Source organism: Variovorax sp. LjRoot84, assembly GCF_964254305.1.
In the GTDB taxonomy this organism is placed as follows: Bacteria; Pseudomonadota; Gammaproteobacteria; order Burkholderiales; family Burkholderiaceae_C; genus Variovorax.
Genome location: NZ_CAXUTE020000001.1, coordinates 1867646 through 1886066, shown reverse-complemented (window position 1 = coordinate 1886066; position 18421 = coordinate 1867646). Strand labels below are relative to the sequence as shown.

At 64.9% G+C, this 18421-nt stretch carries 27 protein-coding genes; 5 read left to right on the top strand and 22 right to left on the bottom strand.

Features of this window, described 5'->3' with window-relative positions; all coding sequences use genetic code 11:
• Positions 1–2 precede the first annotated feature (2 nt).
• Positions 3–641: an ATP-dependent DNA ligase gene (locus ACSQ9I_RS09805; RefSeq protein ID WP_436313047.1), complete on the bottom strand. Its 639-nt coding sequence runs from the start codon at positions 639–641 to the stop codon at positions 3–5.
• A 471-nt stretch (positions 642–1112) separates the two neighbouring features.
• Positions 1113–1916: an SOS response-associated peptidase gene (locus tag ACSQ9I_RS09800; protein ID WP_436313046.1), complete on the bottom strand. Its 804-nt coding sequence runs from the start codon at positions 1914–1916 to the stop codon at positions 1113–1115.
• Between the two features lie 394 nt (positions 1917–2310).
• Between ACSQ9I_RS09800 and ACSQ9I_RS09795 the strand changes: the two genes are divergently transcribed.
• The 4 genes from ACSQ9I_RS09795 to ACSQ9I_RS09780 all read left to right on the top strand — a co-directional run bounded on the left by ACSQ9I_RS09795 (position 2311) and on the right by ACSQ9I_RS09780 (position 3964).
• On the top strand, positions 2311–3132 hold the full coding sequence (locus ACSQ9I_RS09795) for a KilA-N domain-containing protein (RefSeq protein WP_436313045.1): 822 nt from the start codon (positions 2311–2313) through the stop codon (positions 3130–3132).
• Between the two features lie 85 nt (positions 3133–3217).
• Entirely contained in the window at positions 3218–3538 is a 321-nt protein-coding gene (locus ACSQ9I_RS09790; protein WP_436313044.1) for a hypothetical protein, read from the top strand.
• Positions 3539–3548: 10 nt separating this feature from the next.
• Complete coding sequence (locus tag ACSQ9I_RS09785) at positions 3549–3776, top strand: hypothetical protein (RefSeq protein WP_436313043.1); 228 nt, start codon at positions 3549–3551, stop codon at positions 3774–3776.
• Entirely contained in the window at positions 3773–3964 is a 192-nt protein-coding gene (locus ACSQ9I_RS09780) for a hypothetical protein (protein WP_436313042.1), read from the top strand. Before ACSQ9I_RS09785 ends, ACSQ9I_RS09780 begins: the two co-directional genes overlap by 4 nt.
• Before the next feature lie 7 nt (positions 3965–3971).
• Here ACSQ9I_RS09780 and ACSQ9I_RS09775 read toward each other — a convergent pair whose 3' ends face one another.
• Positions 3972–4184: a hypothetical protein gene (locus ACSQ9I_RS09775; protein ID WP_436313041.1), complete on the bottom strand. Its 213-nt coding sequence runs from the start codon at positions 4182–4184 to the stop codon at positions 3972–3974.
• A 192-nt stretch (positions 4185–4376) separates the two neighbouring features.
• Here ACSQ9I_RS09775 and ACSQ9I_RS09770 point away from each other — a divergent pair, with 192 nt between their 5' ends.
• Entirely contained in the window at positions 4377–5303 is a 927-nt protein-coding gene (locus ACSQ9I_RS09770) for an FkbM family methyltransferase (protein ID WP_436315732.1), read from the top strand.
• A 67-nt stretch (positions 5304–5370) separates the two neighbouring features.
• On the opposite strand, the gene ACSQ9I_RS09765 is transcribed toward ACSQ9I_RS09770, so the two are convergent.
• The 19 genes from ACSQ9I_RS09765 to ACSQ9I_RS09675 form a co-directional block, all read right to left on the bottom strand.
• Positions 5371–7806: a hypothetical protein gene (locus ACSQ9I_RS09765; protein WP_436313040.1), complete on the bottom strand. Its 2436-nt coding sequence runs from the start codon at positions 7804–7806 to the stop codon at positions 5371–5373.
• Between the two features lie 81 nt (positions 7807–7887).
• Entirely contained in the window at positions 7888–8160 is a 273-nt protein-coding gene (locus ACSQ9I_RS09760; protein WP_436313039.1) for a hypothetical protein, read from the bottom strand.
• Positions 8157–8525, bottom strand: coding sequence for a hypothetical protein (locus ACSQ9I_RS09755; RefSeq protein WP_436313038.1), 369 nt, complete (start codon positions 8523–8525; stop codon positions 8157–8159). Before ACSQ9I_RS09755 ends, ACSQ9I_RS09760 begins: the two co-directional genes overlap by 4 nt.
• Positions 8525–8848 (bottom strand): hypothetical protein, encoded by a 324-nt coding sequence (locus tag ACSQ9I_RS09750; RefSeq protein ID WP_436313037.1) that lies wholly within the window; start codon positions 8846–8848, stop codon positions 8525–8527. The genes ACSQ9I_RS09755 and ACSQ9I_RS09750 overlap by 1 nt, the downstream gene beginning before the upstream one ends.
• On the bottom strand, positions 8842–9054 hold the full coding sequence (locus ACSQ9I_RS09745) for a hypothetical protein (RefSeq protein WP_436313036.1): 213 nt from the start codon (positions 9052–9054) through the stop codon (positions 8842–8844). Before ACSQ9I_RS09745 ends, ACSQ9I_RS09750 begins: the two co-directional genes overlap by 7 nt.
• Positions 9051–9425 (bottom strand): DUF6527 family protein, encoded by a 375-nt coding sequence (locus ACSQ9I_RS09740; RefSeq protein ID WP_436313035.1) that lies wholly within the window; start codon positions 9423–9425, stop codon positions 9051–9053. Before ACSQ9I_RS09740 ends, ACSQ9I_RS09745 begins: the two co-directional genes overlap by 4 nt.
• 43 nt (positions 9426–9468) lie before the next feature.
• Entirely contained in the window at positions 9469–10032 is a 564-nt protein-coding gene (locus ACSQ9I_RS09735; RefSeq protein WP_436313034.1) for a lysozyme, read from the bottom strand.
• Between the two features lie 6 nt (positions 10033–10038).
• The gene (locus ACSQ9I_RS09730) at positions 10039–10515 is read right to left on the bottom strand and encodes a hypothetical protein (RefSeq protein ID WP_436313033.1); all 477 of its coding nucleotides are present in this window, start codon (positions 10513–10515) and stop codon (positions 10039–10041) included.
• Positions 10505–11032, bottom strand: coding sequence for a hypothetical protein (locus ACSQ9I_RS09725; protein ID WP_436313032.1), 528 nt, complete (start codon positions 11030–11032; stop codon positions 10505–10507). Before ACSQ9I_RS09725 ends, ACSQ9I_RS09730 begins: the two co-directional genes overlap by 11 nt.
• Positions 11029–11289, bottom strand: coding sequence for a hypothetical protein (locus ACSQ9I_RS09720; RefSeq protein ID WP_436313031.1), 261 nt, complete (start codon positions 11287–11289; stop codon positions 11029–11031). Before ACSQ9I_RS09720 ends, ACSQ9I_RS09725 begins: the two co-directional genes overlap by 4 nt.
• 4 nt (positions 11290–11293) lie before the next feature.
• The gene (locus ACSQ9I_RS09715; RefSeq protein WP_436313030.1) at positions 11294–11671 is read right to left on the bottom strand and encodes a hypothetical protein; all 378 of its coding nucleotides are present in this window, start codon (positions 11669–11671) and stop codon (positions 11294–11296) included.
• Entirely contained in the window at positions 11668–12153 is a 486-nt protein-coding gene (locus tag ACSQ9I_RS09710; protein WP_436313029.1) for a hypothetical protein, read from the bottom strand. The genes ACSQ9I_RS09715 and ACSQ9I_RS09710 overlap by 4 nt, the downstream gene beginning before the upstream one ends.
• Before the next feature lie 10 nt (positions 12154–12163).
• Complete coding sequence (locus tag ACSQ9I_RS09705) at positions 12164–13456, bottom strand: hypothetical protein (RefSeq protein ID WP_436313028.1); 1293 nt, start codon at positions 13454–13456, stop codon at positions 12164–12166.
• Between the two features lie 63 nt (positions 13457–13519).
• Positions 13520–14185, bottom strand: a complete 666-nt coding sequence (locus ACSQ9I_RS09700) for a hypothetical protein (protein ID WP_436313027.1) — start codon at positions 14183–14185, stop codon at positions 13520–13522.
• Complete coding sequence (locus ACSQ9I_RS09695; protein ID WP_436313026.1) at positions 14185–15303, bottom strand: baseplate J/gp47 family protein; 1119 nt, start codon at positions 15301–15303, stop codon at positions 14185–14187. Before ACSQ9I_RS09695 ends, ACSQ9I_RS09700 begins: the two co-directional genes overlap by 1 nt.
• A 12-nt stretch (positions 15304–15315) precedes the next feature.
• On the bottom strand, positions 15316–15681 hold the full coding sequence (locus ACSQ9I_RS09690; protein WP_436313025.1) for a phage tail protein: 366 nt from the start codon (positions 15679–15681) through the stop codon (positions 15316–15318).
• Complete coding sequence (locus ACSQ9I_RS09685) at positions 15678–16340, bottom strand: phage baseplate assembly protein V (RefSeq protein WP_436313024.1); 663 nt, start codon at positions 16338–16340, stop codon at positions 15678–15680. Before ACSQ9I_RS09685 ends, ACSQ9I_RS09690 begins: the two co-directional genes overlap by 4 nt.
• Positions 16337–17461, bottom strand: a complete 1125-nt coding sequence (locus ACSQ9I_RS09680; protein ID WP_436313023.1) for a phage late control D family protein — start codon at positions 17459–17461, stop codon at positions 16337–16339. The genes ACSQ9I_RS09685 and ACSQ9I_RS09680 overlap by 4 nt, the downstream gene beginning before the upstream one ends.
• On the bottom strand, positions 17458–18420 hold the full coding sequence (locus ACSQ9I_RS09675; RefSeq protein ID WP_436313022.1) for a LysM peptidoglycan-binding domain-containing protein: 963 nt from the start codon (positions 18418–18420) through the stop codon (positions 17458–17460). The genes ACSQ9I_RS09680 and ACSQ9I_RS09675 overlap by 4 nt, the downstream gene beginning before the upstream one ends.
• Position 18421 lies beyond the last annotated feature (1 nt).

Genomic DNA, 18421 nt, shown 5'->3' with positions numbered 1-18421 from the left:
GGCTACAGGCCGATCGAGATGTCCTTGCTCTTCGGCCCGCGCTTGAAGCGCTGCGCTGGGATCGCGTTCTTCCTCTTCACCTTCACCCAGTTGCTGGTCCGCACGCCGGGCACGTAGACGCTGTCCTTCCTCTTCGCCACCAGGCCCTCGAGCTCGAAGGGCACCACCGCCTCGCGGAAGATGCTGTTGATGTCGTGCGCCTCGTTGTCGAAATGGCCCACGAGCAGCACGCTCGGCGGCGGCTTCTTGAACAGCGTGGCCAGGCGCTTCTTGCGTTCGATGAGTGGCAGCTGAGTGATGTCGGCGCCCTGGTCGACCAGGAGGTCGAAGACGCAATAGACGACGGGGTCCGCGCCCTCGTACCAGCGCCGGCGCCGCGCACGATCCTGGAAGCGATCGAAGTCGCTGCGGCCCATCTCGTCGAGCACACACCCCTCCCCGTCCGTAACGTAGGGACCACCCTCCACGCTGGCCAGCGCCTGGGAAATCTCGGGGAACCAGTTTGTGGCGTTGGCACCTTGGCGGGTGCGCAGCTCGCACTTGCCGTCTCCGAACCGCGCCATCAGACGCCATCCATCGAACTTGATCTCGTAGATCCAGCCCGGCTCTTCGACGTCCAGCGGCCGTTCGTCGAGAAGCATCGGAGCCAAGTCGCGTAGGTGAAGCATGTGCACTTAGGTTCACACTTTGCCTACACCGCGGCTGTCGGCCAAATGCGCAAATCAGCTGCAAAGGAGGCCGTCATGCCCGCCAAACACCGCGATGCCAAGTTCGACGCCGATACGGAGCAGTTGATCCAGTCGCTCCGGGCTCTCGGCGGCCGGAAGCCTGCCAAACGAGCGCCGCCGAGCTCGACTGCGCAGGCGACCAAGAGGCCTGCGCGGACACGCGCCCGCGCGACATGAGCTCGCTGAATTGCGTCCACTGTCTTGGCTCGGGCTGGGTCTGCGAAAACCACATGGACCGCCCCTCGGACGTGATCACCGAGGGCGGTTGCGACTGTGGGGGCGCCGCCGCGCCCTGCACATGCAATCCCGCCGCGGTCTTCGAGTTCGACCTGGTGTATGCCTCCGCGGATGAGCCACCCGGTTCGGTGACCCTACAGTGAGGCCCTAGAACAGCGTCGGCTCCGCCGGCGGTGGACTCTTCGGCTGCGCGCGCTCAGGCTTGGGCTTCGGCACCTTCGGCGGCAGCGGCTCGGGCGTCATCAGCAGGCGCTCGGCCGGGTACTGGTTGAGGAAGTCGCGCGAGCGCTCGACCGGCGCATCGAGCCATTCCTCGTACTGCGCCTCGGGCAGGATCACCACCATGCGCTTGTCTTGCATTTCCGGTGGCCGCTTCAGGTCCGGGCGGTGCATGTGCATGAACAACGGGTGCGTGTCCGCGTTGATCGTGAGCATCGTGAAGCTGAGCTGCCACTCGCCGGCCGGGTTCTTCCAAGGCGACCACAGGCCGGCGACGGCCAGCGTTTCGTCATTGGCCGCGGTGAACCTGGTCGGGATCGCGCCGCCTGTGCGCCAATCCGGCTCGTAGATCGCCTCGCACGGGATGATGCAGTGCCTGGCCTTGGCCCAGGCGTGTTTGAAGCTGGCCAGCTGGTCGACGGTCTCACTGCGGGCGTTGTAAGTCCGCTTCCCATAGTCGATGTCCTTGGCGAAGCCGGGCAGCAGACCGAAGTGCCCTTCAACCAGCTCGATCTCGGGCACCGCCTCGTCGCCCGACTCGCGTTCGGGCGGCCGACGGATGAACGGCGCTTTGTAGGTCGGGTAGATGTGCAGGCCGCCCGGCGGCGGCTCCCAATCCGGCGGCAGGGAGATCCCGAACCGCTTCTCCAGCTGCTTGCGGCGCTTTTCGGCCTGGTAGTGGCTGCACATCCGCGCATTGTGATGGACCTCGCCGCGTGAATTCTTTCGCATCCTGCCGGCACCCCACCCATCCAGACCAATTGTTTAGGAGGTGAGCGCCGTAACAGGAATACTCTAAGTCCGCAACACAGCCCACATTTCTTCACTTATCCACAGGAATATCAACACAAATCCCGTTAGAAATTTTCCACAGCCGCAGTGGAGTGGATTTGGTTATCATCTGCGCGGATCGTATGGCGCATAAATAGCACCCCGATCGCTTCAGCCAAAAAAAATACCGACCCTCAGGCCGGTATCTAGGCTCAACCCCGAAGTCAACAGTCTTGCCGGACCAACTTCGGAATTTGTAACGAGCGAAGAGGATTGTATGTTGCGTTCATTCTCGAAATCAACGAGCAAATCGTAACAACAGTCTTCGACGCCAGGCTTTTATGGAGGAATCCCAATGCCTGCGCCATCTCATCAGTTTTCCCTTGCCCTCATTCCACACAAGGTGGCCGAGTCGGTCATCGACCAGCGTGCCGCGGACGGGTACATCAACGCCACCGCCATGTGCAAGGCAGCGGGCAAGAAGTTCAGCCATTACTATGGAATTGATAGCACGAAAGCCTTTGTACAGGAGCTTTCGGCCGATGCCGGAATCCCGGCATCGGAAATCGTCCAGGTAATCAAGGGTGGCGAACCGCACCTCCAGGGCACCTGGGTGCACCCTCAGGTCGCGCTCCATCTCGCGCAATGGCTGTCGCCTAAATTCGCGGTGCAGGTCTCGAAGTGGGTGCACGAATGGCTGTCGGGCAAGCACGCTCCTACCAAGCTGCCGTACCACCTCGAACGCCACATGATCAACCTCCACAAAATCCCTCGTGGCTACTTCTCGGCGCTGCAGGAGATGACGAACTTCATGGTCGGTCCGATGGAGGTCAACGGATACCGGCTGCCTGAGAAGCTGATGCCGGACATTTCTCAGGCGAAGATGCTCTGCAAGTACCTCCGTGAAAGCTGCGACATCGACACGACGAAGCTGTTCAAGTACACGCACACCTTCCCCGACGGCAGGGAGGTCGAGGCGAACCTGTACCCCGACGCATTCTTGGCGGCGTTTCGGAAGCTGATGGCCGAGAAGTGGATGCCGATCAATGGTCCGGCCTATTTCCAGAAGAGGGATCCGGCCGCCCTGCCGGCACTCGACAAGATCCTTCTGCTGAGCGCGAACAAGCCGACGCTTCGCTTGTCTGAGAAGAGGCCGCGGCCCAATCTCGGCGCCTAGTCCTGTCGATTGCAACCTGATCAGGCCCGCAGTGTGCGGGCCTTTTTGCAGGTGACTGGCAAACGGAAAGCTGTATGCTTATCCAGTGTATTGCACCGTCTATCGCCTGTACCGGCATGCCGAGCGGCTGCCTCCGGAGCTGGCGCGCGCTGGGGGCGTGTTCGGCTGGCTACTCATCACGCACCGGGGCTCGCTGTCGCCCCAGCACGAGCTCGTGGCCAGGCTCTACCCCTCCCCGAAGATCGAGGTCCAATCGCTGATACCCGAGCTCTGGTATCCACAGCTCAAACTGGTCAAGGAAGGCTTCCTCATCGCCGGGCACGAGGCTGCCGGGCTGAACGAGAAGGTCCATCAGCGCTGGTGGTGCGTCCCGGGGCCGATGGATGACGGCGGGCGCGCGCGCTAGGATGCCGCGCATGGAAAACGAAGACGCAGACCCCGTGGGCAAGGATCCGGTCGCCATCGCCGCCGCGCATGCCGCGCGCCTGGGCCTCATCAAGGAGGGCGACAAGCTCGACCAGATGCTGGTGGATTTCTGGATGGCCGGCGTGGACGAGTCCGCCGCGGTCGCCGACCGGTTCGTCGATCCTCAGTGCACCGAGCACACTGTCGGCGACGTCATCCGCGCGGAGCTGCACGAGTGACCATCCCTCTCCTGCACAGAGATCCGCTGAACCAGTGGCTGGATGCTTTCTTGGACGAGTGGCTGCGCCTGGCCGAAGGCAACGCAGATCCGCATCAGGTCTTGGACCTTGCTGGTGAGCTCTATGACCAGAACCCGAACCGTGATCCTGTTGAGGTGGCCCGGGAGGCTTGGGACGCCAGCGAATAGCGCTCAGTCAGTGGACCCCGACGCCATCCCTCACCCGTAGCTCGACCTGCTGTAGGGCATGCAGATTCGCTTCTTCCTCGGTCGCGAACGGCTCGCCGAAGTGCATCGTGGTCTCGTAGGTCGAATCGCCCTCCTCCCATCGCACCTCGGCTGTGCCGAAGAAACCGCGCCCAACGATATGAACCGCCTTGGGTGAAACCGTGTACTTGCCGATCTTCATCGGCGCAGTATGGCAGGGACTACACTGGCCGCCCACAGATCAGAGACAGCAAGAAGAATGACGGAACGCGCTGAGAAAACTCTCCCGGTGCTGATCGGCGATCGGACCTTCCAGGTCACCTCCGACGACATCTATCTCGACAACCTGAACGGCGTTTTCGAGCCCGAGAGCGTGACGCTCTTTCGCACGTTGGTGCAGCCGGATGCCCTGGCGCTCGACATCGGCGCGAACATCGGATGCACCGGCCTGCTGCTGTCGACGCTGGCCAGGAAGGTGATCTGCTTCGAACCGTCGCCGAGCACCTTCGCGCTGCTGCGCAAGAACATCGCCGCCGGCACAAGCGGGAACGTCGAGGTAGTCAATGCCGGCCTCGGTCGCGCGGATGCGAATCACGAGATCGTTTTCCACCCGAGCAATCGGTCGGGCGGGTTCGTCACCGACCAGCACCTCCCAGGGCACACGGTCGAGCCGATCAAGATCCTGCAGGGTGACAGCTACATCCTGGCCGCCCAGCTCGAGCAGCCTGTCGGCTTCATCAAGATCGACGTCGAGGGCTTCGAGCTCGACGTGATCGCCGGCCTTGCCGAAACGATCGCGACGCACAAGCCGGTCGTGACGCTGGAGCTCAATCACTGGTGCCTGAACGCGTTCCGGCGCATGAGCGTGCCGGATTTTCTTGACGCGCTGCGCGCCCGCTTTCCGGTCCTCTATGCCGTCGGCAAGACGGGGGCGAAGAACTTGCATGATCCGGGCGACGCCTATGGCGTGATGCACGAGCACATCGTGCACTTCGACTATCCGGCGATCGTGGGCGCCTTCGACGAATCGCAGATCGCCGACTTTCTCGATCGGTACGTGCGGAACCCGCCGCCGGTCGCCGAGGTCCCTGATCCCATCGCCCCATTGATCGCCAAGATCGCGGCGCTGGAAAGCAGTTTGGCGGCCACTGAGAATGCACTGCAGGCCGAGCGCAGTGCCCGCGATAGCGAGCGCGCATCAGCAGCTTCACAACTGCACGCGCTTGGCGCCGAGCTTGGCGCCGAGATTGCCGCCTTGCGGAGCTCCACGAGTTGGAAGGCCACCGCGCCGCTGCGCCTGGTCAAGGACTGGCTCTCGTAGGCCGCGCCCCAACGAAAAAGACCCCCAGCCGAAGCTGGGGGCTCTGTGTGACAGCAGGAACTTTGACTCAGGGCACGTTCGACCCATGAATGTGGGTTGGCTTAAAGGGCAGGCTCAGTTTGCCCGCCCGCTCCCCTACCGGCTCGAGCGTCGGGCACTGGCCGGCCGCCGTGCAGAAGCCGCTGTTGCGATCCGGGTAGATCACGTCGCCGAAGCGGTAGTTGACGATCCCCGCGCCTGAGTAGTCGGCCACCGAGACGACGTTGCCCTTGGTGGAGTAGTTGTCGGCCATCGTCACCATGATCGGGTCGATGCCGGCGTCTGCCATCCGGCGCAGAACCGTCCCACTCACCGCGCCGGTGCTGTCGTTCACCGTCAGCTTCACCCAACCCCAGGCCCGATTCGCCCGATCGGTGAACAGGATCATCTGGTTGATCGGGTCGTCCTCGCCGGGGTAGTCCTTCGCGGCGGCCAAATGGGTGATGTTGTCGCCGATCCCGCTCATGCTCCCGACCTGCTCGATGTCGGCCGGCACCGGCTGCGTGGGCTTCACGCCCGGCGCGTATCGGCCGACACCGTAGAAGATCAGATCTCCGTCCTCAGTCGCTACAGCGGCAGTGGGCTTGCTGTTGACCTGGCGGAAGAATGGCGGCCCAAATGCCCCAGGGATGCGCTCCTGCTCGCCCCAACTGCTGCGAGTCGGCATGATCCACAGCGCCGATGGGCGCTTGGCGAGTGTCTCGGTCTTCACAACCACCGGCATCGCCTGCGGCTTGTCCGCCAGCGGGTACGGCCACTGGTTGGCGGCCAGACCGACGTTCTGAGTCTCCAGATTCGAGGCGGCGCTGCCCAGGTACATGTCGTTCGTGTACTTGAACAGTGGAGCGAGGTCGATGAAGGCGACCCGCTTCTCGGACTTTGAAGCCACGATCGCAATGCCGCCCTTGGCATAGCGCTCGTAGTCCTCGCCACCAGGCAGCATCTGAGTGCGGTGCGCGGCCATCGGCGACGCCAGAAGCTGAAAGCTCGAGATGTGCCCCGCGCTGTCGTACTTCAGCATCGAGGTGTAGGGGTGGATGCCGGTCGTTGCGACGATCGACGTCGGGGCCTTAAACGGGAGGTCGACCACGCCGATCGGCTTCATGAAGACGTAGTTGCCCTGGTCCACGAAGCCGGGCTTCATGCCGTCCATCCAGCCGTGCCACCAGTCGTAGCGGGGCTGGCCAAGCTTCCAGCCTTCAGGGCCGGCGCCCAGGGAGACCACCACGATCTGGCCCTTGTACTCTTTCCAGTTCCAGCCCGACACCAAGGCGAACTCGCCGCCGCCCGTTACGGCAATGGCCGTCGGGGTGAACCCGAGGTGGAACTTCATGGAGGCACGGTTCTGCGCCGTGTAGGTGCCCACCGTGAACAGCGTGGCCGGCTTGCTTGCGCTGCCGCGGGTGCAGACCAGCGAAAGGCGCGTGGCGGGACTGTCCGCTGCATTCTCAGCTCGGTGCTCGCACACCGGGAGATCGGCCTCATCGTCGGCGGCAAGGACACCCTGCGATAGGTAGTCGATCACAGAAGGCGGCAGTAGACGTCGGTCCTGCCAGAGCATCTGCGGGCGCTGCTGGAACGTGCGCCGGTCAGTCGCCTGCTGCTGAAACCACGCAACCGCGCTCTTCACGGATCGACCTTGCACCGGCACGCCGATCGCCGCGGCATGGATCGACACGTACATGTTGTTCGTGTCGTTCTCGGTGCCGAGCTGGTAGACGCTGCCGATGCCGCTCATAGTGCCTTTGTCCGGGCGCTCCTGCATGGCCTTGATGCCGGTCTTGCTGGCCGGCGAGCCGAACCGGTACTGCACGCCTTCGTCGGTCGTCAGCTTCATCGCCATCGCCTGGTAGGCCGACTGGACGACGTTGCCTTGGGCATCCACGATGTCCGCCCCCACGGGCGACGTTGGTGGTGTCGTCGGAGGATTGGGCGGCGTGACTACCGGCGGCGCCGGGGTCGAGGGCGCGGCGCCGTAGGAGAAGCAGTTCTTTGCGAAGCCGGGCGCCGGGTCCTTGCCGAAGAACTCCGCGGAGCAGACGCCGGAGCCGGTGACGACCTTCTCGACGCGCGCGCTATCCCGCAGGTACTGGCCGCCGGTCGTGGTGGCTCGACCGAAGGACACGAGCGTCGGCGCACCGACCTGAAAGGGCTTGCCCTGCTCTGCCAGCTTGGTCCCTGCCGCTGGCGCCTGGCCTTCGGGCGGCACGTAGCCCGGGGACTTGGCGAAGCACGCCTTCGCCGTGCCGGGCACTGGGTCGCCGAAGACCTCGTTGTCGCAGGTGAAGGTGCCCTGCAGCGTCTTCTGGAAGTACTTGCCTTCGGCGCCGTACTTCACGATCCGCTTCGGGACCAGCGTGTACGCGCCCCCCTCCTTGGCGACTTTGATCCACTCGGGCCCGAGCGTCTCCGCATGGGCGTGGCCGACGATCGCGATGGCTACTGCGAGAAAGAGGTGCTTCATGGTGGTCCAGGAAAAGAAAAAGCCCGCACAGTGGCGGGCTTGAGGGGGGTGGGTCGGAAACCGGCTGAGTGCGCGCGTTCGCTATGGGACGCTTGGCTTGATCGGTGCGATGCATTCGGCCAGGGCCGTGCGCAACTTGCCTTCATAGCCTTCACGCAGCTCGATCTCCGCCTGCATGGCCGTGGTCGACTTGAAGAGCTTGCCGCCGGGCTTCAAGCCTTCCGTGGGCATGGCCGGGCGCGAGGGCATCGACTCCTGGCACGGGATGGGCACTGGCACCTTGGTGATCAGCGCTCCGCCGGTGGTCGAGCAGCCGGTGAGCACGAGCAGGCCGAAGATCGCGAGTCGCTTCATTTCGCACCCCTTGAAGTGAGCCAGTCGTCCATCTGCGCCTGCGCGCTGCGGCAGTCATCGCCGGGAACGCTCGGCTCGGTCTGCAGCAGCTTCTGCGCCTTGGCCTCGGCCAGCTCGGCCTTGGTCTCGGCAGCCTTGCGCCGGCCCTCAGCTTCGGCGGCACGCTTCTTGGAAAGCTCGGCCAGGGCCTCGGTCGCATCGCTGCAGGCCGTGGCCGCGGCGCGCGCGCTTTCGCGGTCGGAAATGGCGGTTGTGGCCTTGTCCCGTTGCTTCAGGTAGGCCTTGGCCAGCCCGATGTTCGTCAGGGCGCTGAGCCCGAGCAGGATCCCCAGGCCAATGACGATGTACTTCGAGAAGGGGTTCATCAGGCGTGGTCCCATTCGAGCTCGCCGCCAGCCCTTAGGCCGGCCGGAGCCGCGTTGTTGAGGATCCAGTGCGGCATGTCGTCGATCCAGATATGCGGCTTGATGCCACGGGCCTGGAGGAACGGCAGCTTGGCGCGCCGGCCGGTGAAGACGATGCGATCGACCTTGCCGAGCAGCTGGCGGTGCACGTCCGCGGCCTCGAACTCGTCGCGCATCGTGACCAGCCACACCTGGTGCCCGCGTGCGCGCGCGGCGGAGATGAAGCCAATCCAGAGGTCCGGATCCGCGGTGTAGGTCCCGTCGTAGTCGAGTGCGATCAGCATTCGTCGACCTCCGGCGGCCGCGCGCAGACGTGACAGGTGACCCGGCTCGGCACGCCGCGGAAAACGTTGTTGCAGGCCATGCAGGTGTTGAGGCTCAGACCGCCCGGCTTGTCGGCATCCTGCGGGTGGTCGTAAGGCGTCGGGTGCGCCAGCGCTTCGGCGAGGAAGTACGGCAGCGGCGCGCCGGGTTGCTGCGAGGTGATCATTCGCCAATCTCCTCGAGTTCCACCGTCTGGCCCGCCAGCGCGTGCGTGCAGTCGCCCAGGAACTGAATCCGGCCATCCGTCACGAAGCTATGGCAGATACCGGCGACCTTCGCTTGCGGCCACGGTGCGCGCTTCCACTCGTCAAGATTTTCCGGTGTCACCGGAGGCGTCCACGTCTCGGCGCGCGAGAGGATCGACGGCGTGAGTGTCGGCCGGTCATAGTCGCCGTTGAACGTCCAGCGCGGCGCGGTTGTCACGCCAGGCGGAGTTTCCTGGGTTGGCAAGGTGTGCGAGTAGCCGCAGCCAGGGCATTCGAACGTGACACCGTAGAACTGGCCGCCGACGGTCACGACACGCTTGACCTTGCTCACCACCAGCCCCAGGGACGCCACCACATGGCCAACCAGATCGCACTCATGACTTCACCGCCGCGCCGATCGCGATGGCCACGGGACCACTCTCGCCGTCGAACAGCGCGCGCTCGGCCGCGCGGCGGCGCTTCAGGCCCAACATCACCTTGCCGCCGGCCTTCTTCCAGACCAGGAACTGGGCCGATGCAGTGGCGATGTCTCCGAGGTTGAACCGTCGAAGCAGCGTCGAGCCGCGGAAGTTCGGCAGCCCGATGTTGTAGGCCAGGCAGACCAGCGCATCGAACTGGCGCTGCGTCATCTCCTGCTGCACGCAATCCATCACACCCGGCTCGAACTCGCGGTTGAGGCGGCGCGCAAAGCGCTCGTCAGCCTCGTCCTGGGTGATCTCGATTCCCGGCACCACGTCCGGCCCGGTGTCGCCCCATCCGATCGTCCATGGCCTGCCGCTCAGGTGCGCCAGGTCGGGAGGCACTGCAGTGAGCCCGTAGGGATAGATGCCGGCACGGACCAGCGCTGCAAAGAGAGGCGAGCCGGGATCGGGATATGCGCGCAGCTTGCACGTCTCGAAGTAGTGCATCACAGCGATGCCGTCGGGTCCGGTCTTCATGGTGGCCTACTTCTCGGAGAGCGGCACCGCCGCGGAACTGGGTGGCTCGATCGGCGCACCGTCGCGCGCCTTCTGGTTCACGCTGTCGAGCTTGCTGCTGACGATCTGGTCGAGCCGCTTGAAGATCGATGCCCGGGACCAGCCGGCACCGATGATCACGAGCATGCGGATCTCGCGCGTGATCAGGTCTGGATACTTCGAGGCGATGGCGATTAGCAGCAGGTAGGCCAGCGCGCCTGCCATCAGCGCGACCACCAGGTCCTTCCGCGATTCCTTCAGGATGCTGTAGACCACGCGGTTGTCGTTGGCCAGCGTGAAGATCGTGCGCAAAGCTCCACCGAGCAGGCCGGCGACGGCTGCCCACATCAACGACTCATAGTCGAAGCCGCGAAGCTCCTGGGTGAAGCTCGCCGCGTACACCACGCGCACGGCGCATAGGCACCACAGCGCCATCAGAACGTGGACAAGGGCTTTATGCTTCATGGAAGAGCTTCTCCGCGAGGGTGCGCAGCTGCTGGGCGTTGAGCGATACGCCGAAGATGCCGGCGATGACCAGTGCGCCGAGACCGCTGCAGATGTAGATCAGGGTGAGCGGCCCTTCGTCGAGCGGCCTGGCCAGGGCCGCGAGGTAGAACCAGAGCACTGCCGTGCCCATCGCAGCGAAGCACGCCATCTTGCGAGGCAGGCGGTGCGCAAGCAGGCGCGGCAGGAATAGCAGCGAGACGACGTGCGGCAGCGTTGCGAGCGCGGCGACAGCGAACAGCGCCACGACCAGCCAGGCTTGATGCGTCATGGCGGCGACGCGGTGCAGCGTCGAGGTATCGATCGCGAGGATGTAGACCACAGCCTGCAGCAGATGGCCCATGAAGAAGGCGGTCAGCACCAGGGTGAGCACGCGGACCTCGATGCGGTCCTGCTCGATCGGGGTTGGAATCTTCGCAACGGCCAGGCTCTCGACGAGCTCGTCGCGGTGTCCCGCGTCGTGAAAGGTGACGTTCATTGATCGCTCCGTTCTGCGGGGCCAACGACCGTCAAGCCCACGTCGGCCGGCGCCAGGTTGAACTGCTTGATGAGCCGCGCGGCGATGCCTGCAGCAGCCACCAGCATCACCATGACTCCAAGCAGCCAGTTCGGCAGCGCCCAGGAAACGAAAGGTGCGATCACCTGCCAGACGCCTATCGCTTCGATGAACAGGAAGACGTGTACCGAGTACATCTTCCACCAGGCGCGCGCGTTGTCGACGAGTTCGATGTTCATGGTTTCAGCCTTGGTGAATGCCTTTGGGGTCTCCGCTATCGAGCAGCTTCTTGCGCCACCTCAGCGCGCGGCGCTGCCTCCAGTTGTCGGGGTGCGGCTGTAGATTGCTGAGGCGCCAGATGCGCGCCGACAGCGTGAACTCGCGGCGGAATGGGTGCTCCCAGAAAAACCAGCTGCCGAAGACGACGTTGAACGCGAAGTCGAGCAGCAGCCCCTCAGCAAGGAGGCTGTAACCGAGGTAGCGCTGTTCCTTGGTCAAGGTGCCCGCGTCGCGCATCTCTTTCAGCCGCATGGCGGCGATGAAGTAAAGCCAGAGGTTGCGGCCCTCGCGGAGGCCGAGCAGCACCAGCACGAGCGGCGACAAGACGATCAGGTACGTCATTGCAGGGCCTCTGCGAAAGCCTTCCTGATATCGACCGGCACGGCGCCGGCGATCTCGATATAGCGGGCTTTCACCGCGAGGCGCATGTCCTCGAAGGTCACGCACGCACTGAGATCGACCTCGGTCAAGCCTCGCAGCCCCGCCTTCGCGGTCTCGATGACCATGGCCCTCGCGCCGTCTCCGAGCGTGACCGCAGAGATCTGCAGGCCGTCCAGCACGCTCATGATCGGGAGGCGCTGCGCACGCGTTTCGGCGCGCGCACGGTCGACGAGTTCGGCGTGGGTAGGACCCGTCGGTGTCACCCCCGGCGATGGGCTCTGGGAGATTGCACCGCCGATGACCCAACACGGAACCGTTGGAAACTCGAAGTCGTCAGGCAGTTGCAGAAGTTCGTCGGGCGGCGCATCGGCGAAGCCGAATCGATCATGGTCTTGCCATTGGCGCACGGCGCCGGTTGCTTTATCGAACAGGGCGTACTTCATCTCGCTCTCCTTACCACTCGATCAGGCCAAACCCAGCGGATCCGGCGCCGCCGTTGCCGCCCACACCGCTGCCAGGGAACTGGTACTGGCCGCCACCACCACCGCCACCCGCGCCGAAGCCTGCAGCGTCAAAGCCCGCGATGCCACCGCCATTGCCACCGCGGCCGAGGCCACCACCACCGCCGAACGGGCTCGACGCACCAGGGCCGCCGCCCGCGCTCGCGTTGTTGTTGTTGGAGTCATTGCCGTAACTGCCGCGCGGGAAGCCAGTGCCCCCCTGCCCGGCCGGCGTTGGCCCAGAGCCGTTGGTTCCACCGCTGCCGCCGCCGCCGGCTGTCAGCGTGAGCAAGGCACCAAACGTGGTGTTGCCGCCGTTGCCGCCGCTGCCGCCGGACACGCCAGTCCCAGGTGCCACGCCGGCTGCACCAGCTGCCCCCACCGCGATTGCATACGCCGTCCCAGGCACCACGGTCACTGGAGTGCGAATGGCCGCCTGGCCTGCGCCGCCGCCACCGCCGCCGGCGCCCACAACACCTCCAGCGCCGCCGGCGCCAGCGCCACCGCCGCCGCCGCCCGCCACGCCTGTCAAATAGGCCGTCGTGACGTACCAGGGGCAGATCCACGTACCGTTCGATGTGAATCGAGCGATGCCGCGCGTGTAGAACGAAGGGATGAACGGTGCCAGCGCGTACTGGCTGATGTTCGCGTTGACCACCGTGCTCGCGCCGTTGGCCACGGTGACGACGAACAGGCCGACGAAGCCGGCATCTGGTGCCGGAGTGGTCTGTGTGCCGGTGGTCGCTGCGGTGCCAGCCTTTGCCGAGATCACAACCCCGCCGTGCCGCGTAGTGGGCTGCGCGGTGCCGCTATTCGCCGGGCCGGAATACGCCACCGACGGGTTGCTCGCGTTGTAGTACGGGAGCACCGTGCTGCCGGTGTCGGTCTCCTGATACGACGCCTGAATCAGGTAGTTGATGCTGAAGCCTGCCGTGCCAGGCGCGGTCACCGCGATCGTCTGCGTGTCGAGCGCCACCCCCTGCTTCATGATGCTGTGCGTGGTGTCCGCCGGTAGCGAGCTGTACGCGGTGGCCTCCAGGTTCTGCAGGCTGTAGATCTCGCCCGGCTGCACCAGCACCGCCATCGACGGCACGACCGTCTGGGAGGTCGCGAAACCGTTCACGCACGACGCCACGCCGAGGATGGCCGCCGCCAGCTTCGACAGCCCGATCATGGTGAACTGGTTGGTCTTCAGCAGGTCCTGCTCGAGCGGCACCTGCCCGGGATAGTTGATGTTGCGGTCCATCGAAGCTCCATGAAAAAGGCCCGCGAGGCGAGATGCCTGCGGGCCGTTGAAAAGTGGGAAAGATCAGCTCTGGATCGTGGTCCAGATGACGGTGCCGACGGGCTTCACGCTGTCGATCGCGGCGTAGATGTCAGCGTCCGTGACCTGGCCGAGGATCATCGACAAGCTGGCGTACATGCCGCCTTGTGAAGGGGTGCTGTACGCGGCCGGCGGGTTGCTATAGCCCGCGATGTTCGGGATGCCCGTGCTGGCCGGCCTGAAGGCGATCAGGAAGCACTGCGATGGCAGCAGCAGCGAGCCGTAGTAGCCAGCGACGCCGTAGCCACTGGTGGGCACGCCGTAGGCGCCGCAATCAGCCGGGCGCTGCGGCTCGATGACGATCGGTGCACGGCCGGTCAGTTCGGTCAACACCTGGATGAGCGCAGCGCGAGTCGCGCGCTCGCGGAACAGGTTGGCGATGATCACGGCGCGGAAGCTCACGTCCGTTTGGTTCGCCTTGCGAGCGATGCGCGTGCCGAAGTAGTCGCCGGCGATCAGATCGAGCCAGCCGTCAGTCGCGGTCTTGATGCGCGTCTGCAGCTGGGCGTAGAGGTAGAGCGCATAGATGTTCGCCCACGCGGCGGCCAGGCCGGACAGCAACGCATCGAGGATCGGCGTGACGTCGGTGAACCACGGCGGCAGCGTCGACTTGATGCGCGAAAGGAAATCGCTTTGGTCGCCGGTCGCCATCAGTTCACCGTAACGGTCAAGGCCTTGACTACCTGCTTCGCGGTGGCCGCGATGTCGGCTGTGCCGCCGTTCACCGTCAGCGCGCTGATGTTGGTCACGCCCGGCGACGCGTCATAGGCCACCTGCAGGATCCGCGTGTACGGCAGGGGCTGGCCCAGGCCCAAGGCGTTGATGTAGTTCGTGACCGCGAGATCGACCAGCACCTTCGTGGCGACCGGGTCATATCCTGCGGCGATGGTCGCCGTCATCACCACCGTGGCATTCACCACGACTGGTGCGAACACGCCGAAGCGGGACGTCACGGGCCGCACGGCTTCGATCGCATTCGCCACGCTCGTCAGCAGCGTGCCGCCGGGCGTTCCGGTCCCATCGTCGACCACCACGTAGAAATAGCCGTAGTCAGTTGTACCGGGGTACTGCTGATTCTCGACCAGCGTGTACTGGAGACCTGTCTGCAGGCTCGTGATCGCGTAGCCGACGGCCTCCTTGGTCGCCTTGGACAGACTGGCCACAAAGGCAACGAAGCGCGTGCGCAATGCCGCGTCGCTCTCGGCATCGGCGCCATTGGTGAAGGCCGCGGCGTTGGTCACCGTGTCGATACCGCTGATGGCCGTGGCCAGCGTGTTGATCGCGCCGATCACCACATTGTTGCCCGCGCCCGCCGTCACGGCCTGAACCTTCACGTTGAGGCTCGCCACGGCCGCCGCGACGGTGTAGACGCCATCGGCATAGGCCGGATTCGTCGTGTCTGCGATCACCTCGAAGATCTGCGACCCGTCGCCTGTCTGCACCCGCGCGCCGACCGGGATCGTCGCGGGATTGGTCGAGGTGAAGCGGGCGAAGGTGACGTTGCCCGTTGCCGCGACCGCCGGCAATCGCGTGACCCCAAAGTCCCCCATCCAGCTGTCGAGGTCTGTGCCCGTTGCCGTCGACGCGCGCGTGACCGACAGCAGATAGACGATCAGGCTCTGAATCCAGAGCACCACCGCCGCATTCGCCTCGGCCACCGACCGGATGATCGAGCCGATCGTGGTGTCGATCAGCCGCGCCGACGCCGCCTGAATGGCGGTGACCTGGTCGCTGACGATGGTCGCGAAATCCTTGGTATTGAGAGCCATGCCGTTCCCTGGTCAGCGGTTCACGTCGAAAGCCAGCGTCGCGAGCTTGCCCGTCGAGCCGTCGTAGTACTGGATGCGCACCGAGATGCCGTTCGAGATCTCGGTGACAGTGATGACCGGCGCGGGCGTGCGCGCCACATTCGCCTCGAGGAAGATCTGCGAGCGGATGAGGCCCGTGATCGCGCGCACGTCGAGCAGCGTGCCGATCTTCTTGCCCACCCCGGCGCCGTAGTTCGGGTGCCAGATGTAGTCGCCCTGGTTCGTGAGCAGGCGACGCAGGATGCGCTGGCTGGTCTGTTCCAGGCCTTCGACCTGTAGCACGTCGCCGGTGGCAGAGACATCCAAGTCCCCGCCGATGAAGTGATAGAGGTCGGTCATGGAATGGGCCCGCCTGTGTTGCTGGCACCGGGCGTCACACCACCGTGTGCGTGAGCATGGACCGGTGTGGTGACGGCGGTCACCTCCCCGTCGGAAAGCATTGGCCCCTTGATGTGCGCGTTGCCTCCATTGCTGCCCAGGCCCTGCGTCATCGGACCGTTGAGCGCGATGCCTCCCGCCGCATTGAGGGCGATGGTCGCGCCCGTGACGCTAACCGCGCCTGTCGCGGTGGCCGTCAGGTTGCGGCCAACAGTGGCCAGTAGGTCGCGGTCCGTGACCAGCTCCACGTCACCGTTGTTGAGGAACTTCAGAAGGCTGCCGGACTTGTGCTTCAGCCAGAACTCGCCGGACGGCACCGACAGCGGGCGATCCTCGTCGTTGAAAAACGAGCCGGTCATCGCGCCGGCATTGAGCTCGCCCTCCTGGCAGTCGATCTGCACGGCATCGCCGATGGTCGGGGCCGCAAACAGGCCCCAGCCGTTGCCCACAAAGCAGCTCGCGATCGGAATCCAGCCGGTCAGCACGCCCGAGGGCTGTAGCCGCACCTTGACGCTGAAGGTGTTCGGGTCATAGGCGTCGACGACGCCGTGCCGCGAGTTCTGCTTCGCATCGCCCGCGCGCTGCGCCGCCACCGCCATTGCATTCTCGAAATCCTTCATGGCTGCACCGTGCTTTCTGGGCTCGAGTTCTTGGCGCGAATGGCCGTCCGGTACCCGGTGCCGTCGTTGTACGAATGCACGACCGACGCCGGGAAGTAGAGCTGGTCAAACGCGGTGCCTGTGCCTTCCAGGCGCAGCACTGTCGCCTGGGCCACCTCCGGGTCGCCAGGGATGTCGGCATTCAGGTTCACCTCGTGCTCGCTGATGTCCTTCAGCAGCTGGTTCGCCTTCTTCTGCGCCTCGTCTGGCGTCATGTTCGGGAAGAAGTACGAGTACTGCTGCGGCGGGCCGACCGGGCGCACCACCTTGCTGGTGGTTTTGTTCCGGACCTTCACGCGGTTTGCCGTGACCGTGAAGCCCTTCTTCTGCTTCTGGTTCCAGCTGCGCACCGTGACCTTGATGTCCCTGGCTACCGTCAGGTTGCGCTGCACCGTGAGCTTCATCGCGTTGAACACTGGCGAGGCGGAATCGGCATTCGGCGGCTGCCAGCGCAGCACGTACGGGGTTTCGACCGCTGGGTCGGGCTTCGGCTCGAAGTGCAGCTCGCGCCCCTTCACGTAGACCACGCTGCCGGTGACGTTGGCGAGGTAGGTCAGCACATCCCACTGCGGCCGATCGTCCTGCATGGCCACGTGGTCGATCTGGTAGTAGCTGCCGACGGTCCCCTGCGTCTCGGTCACCACCGGTGTCAGCCCGTGCTCGAGCGCCAGCTTCGTCGCCACCTGCGAGGCAGTGAGGTTCTGGTACTTCTCGATGGTCTTCGTGTCGATGAAGCGCGCGGTCAGGTCGCGCCCGGCCATGACGATCTCGTCGGCAATCGGGTCGATTTCGATGTCATCGACGAAGCCGACCAGGAGCGACGTCAGGTCCTCGCGGCGCACGTCCGCAGGGTCCTGCGGATAGCCGGACATGATCTCGATCTCGATTTCCGTCTGCAGCGACCACCAGTTCCAGTCGCGATTGGCGGCCTGCTCGCTGAGACAGAGGGTCAGGCGGAACGTGTCCGCGTGATAGAAGGTGTTGTTGTCGACCTCGAAGCTATCGACGCCAGCCAGCCGCTCGCCATTGGCGAACACCGCGACGCGCGGGGCCGTCGCGCTCGATACCGATTCGCCGCTCACTGGCCAGGTACTCCGCCCGAATCCTGCGGGTTCGCCGGGATCTTCAGCGTCTGCACGCCGCTCAACACCATCTCTTTGATGCCCGAGGCCTGGGCGATCGCCGGCCAGCGCGTGGCGTCGCCGTATTCCTCGGCAGCAATGCCGAACAGCGTGCCGCCGGCGACCTGGCGCTCGCGCGTCGAGCTCTGCAGGTTCGCCGCGCTGACGTTGCGCCCCATGCGCGTCGCGACGCTGCCGATGTTGAGCAGCATGGGGTACTGGGCGGTTGCGAGCACCTGCGAAGCCATGGTGCTGATCTGGGCCGGCAGCGGCATGTTCGGTAGCACACCGCCGATCACACCGACCGAGTTCACGGTGTTCTGCACGCCGGCCGTGAGCACGGTGACGCGCGAGGAAACCGCCGAGATGGCACCGAGCACGCCAGAAATTGTCGAAAGGCCGGCCGCGGCGAAGCTGCCCACCCTGCCGACCACCGAATCCAGCGTGCTGATCGCGCTGGTGAGCAGGCTGTCGCCGATCTCCGGGGCCATGCCCATCATCCAGTCGGAGTCCGCCTGAATCGCCGTGTCGAAGCCTGACGGCGGGATGTCCTGCACCGGCTGGCTGTCGTCGGACACGACTTCGAGGGTGATCCGATAGCCGACCTTGTAGTAGCGCTCGACCGTGTATTCGAAGCGCTCAATCACCACCGTGTACGTGCTGTCGAAGAACGTCAGGGACAACGGATTGCCCTGAATGCGCAGGAAATCCAGGCCCTTTGCGCGATCGAGCGCGGTCTCGCCGAGCATCAGCCCGCCCCAGCTGATGGGCGCGTGGTCGGGGCCGAGCGCCTGGACGTTTCGAGCGCCGCCTGGGAACTTGTGCTTGGCCAGGCTCTGCGCGCCGCCCAGGGTCAGCGACTCCGGCACCTCCAGATTGCTGAATTCGAACGGGCCGAGCAGCAGTACGGTATCCACCATG

What these genes read in the sequence shown, in the direction of transcription:
- ACSQ9I_RS09805 (WP_436313047.1), bottom strand. Translation starts at nt 641, where the DNA reads ATGCTTCTCGACGAACGGCCGCTGGACGTCGAAGAGCCGGGCTGGATC.
- ACSQ9I_RS09800 (WP_436313046.1), bottom strand. Translation starts at nt 1,916, where the DNA reads ATGCGAAAGAATTCACGCGGCGAGGTCCATCACAATGCGCGGATGTGC.
- ACSQ9I_RS09795 (WP_436313045.1), top strand. Translation starts at nt 2,311, where the DNA reads ATGCCTGCGCCATCTCATCAGTTTTCCCTTGCCCTCATTCCACACAAG.
- ACSQ9I_RS09785 (WP_436313043.1), top strand. Translation starts at nt 3,549, where the DNA reads ATGGAAAACGAAGACGCAGACCCCGTGGGCAAGGATCCGGTCGCCATC.
- ACSQ9I_RS09775 (WP_436313041.1), bottom strand. Translation starts at nt 4,184, where the DNA reads ATGAAGATCGGCAAGTACACGGTTTCACCCAAGGCGGTTCATATCGTT.
- ACSQ9I_RS09765 (WP_436313040.1), bottom strand. Translation starts at nt 7,806, where the DNA reads ATGAAGCACCTCTTTCTCGCAGTAGCCATCGCGATCGTCGGCCACGCC.
- ACSQ9I_RS09760 (WP_436313039.1), bottom strand. Translation starts at nt 8,160, where the DNA reads ATGAAGCGACTCGCGATCTTCGGCCTGCTCGTGCTCACCGGCTGCTCG.
- ACSQ9I_RS09755 (WP_436313038.1), bottom strand. Translation starts at nt 8,525, where the DNA reads ATGAACCCCTTCTCGAAGTACATCGTCATTGGCCTGGGGATCCTGCTC.
- ACSQ9I_RS09750 (WP_436313037.1), bottom strand. Translation starts at nt 8,848, where the DNA reads ATGCTGATCGCACTCGACTACGACGGGACCTACACCGCGGATCCGGAC.
- ACSQ9I_RS09745 (WP_436313036.1), bottom strand. Translation starts at nt 9,054, where the DNA reads ATGATCACCTCGCAGCAACCCGGCGCGCCGCTGCCGTACTTCCTCGCC.
- ACSQ9I_RS09735 (WP_436313034.1), bottom strand. Translation starts at nt 10,032, where the DNA reads ATGAAGACCGGACCCGACGGCATCGCTGTGATGCACTACTTCGAGACG.
- ACSQ9I_RS09730 (WP_436313033.1), bottom strand. Translation starts at nt 10,515, where the DNA reads ATGAAGCATAAAGCCCTTGTCCACGTTCTGATGGCGCTGTGGTGCCTA.
- ACSQ9I_RS09725 (WP_436313032.1), bottom strand. Translation starts at nt 11,032, where the DNA reads ATGAACGTCACCTTTCACGACGCGGGACACCGCGACGAGCTCGTCGAG.
- ACSQ9I_RS09720 (WP_436313031.1), bottom strand. Translation starts at nt 11,289, where the DNA reads ATGAACATCGAACTCGTCGACAACGCGCGCGCCTGGTGGAAGATGTAC.
- ACSQ9I_RS09715 (WP_436313030.1), bottom strand. Translation starts at nt 11,671, where the DNA reads ATGACGTACCTGATCGTCTTGTCGCCGCTCGTGCTGGTGCTGCTCGGC.
- ACSQ9I_RS09710 (WP_436313029.1), bottom strand. Translation starts at nt 12,153, where the DNA reads ATGAAGTACGCCCTGTTCGATAAAGCAACCGGCGCCGTGCGCCAATGG.
- ACSQ9I_RS09705 (WP_436313028.1), bottom strand. Translation starts at nt 13,456, where the DNA reads ATGGACCGCAACATCAACTATCCCGGGCAGGTGCCGCTCGAGCAGGAC.
- ACSQ9I_RS09700 (WP_436313027.1), bottom strand. Translation starts at nt 14,185, where the DNA reads ATGGCGACCGGCGACCAAAGCGATTTCCTTTCGCGCATCAAGTCGACG.
- ACSQ9I_RS09695 (WP_436313026.1), bottom strand. Translation starts at nt 15,303, where the DNA reads ATGGCTCTCAATACCAAGGATTTCGCGACCATCGTCAGCGACCAGGTC.
- ACSQ9I_RS09690 (WP_436313025.1), bottom strand. Translation starts at nt 15,681, where the DNA reads ATGACCGACCTCTATCACTTCATCGGCGGGGACTTGGATGTCTCTGCC.
- ACSQ9I_RS09685 (WP_436313024.1), bottom strand. Translation starts at nt 16,340, where the DNA reads ATGAAGGATTTCGAGAATGCAATGGCGGTGGCGGCGCAGCGCGCGGGC.
- ACSQ9I_RS09675 (WP_436313022.1), bottom strand. Translation starts at nt 18,420, where the DNA reads ATGGTGGATACCGTACTGCTGCTCGGCCCGTTCGAATTCAGCAATCTG.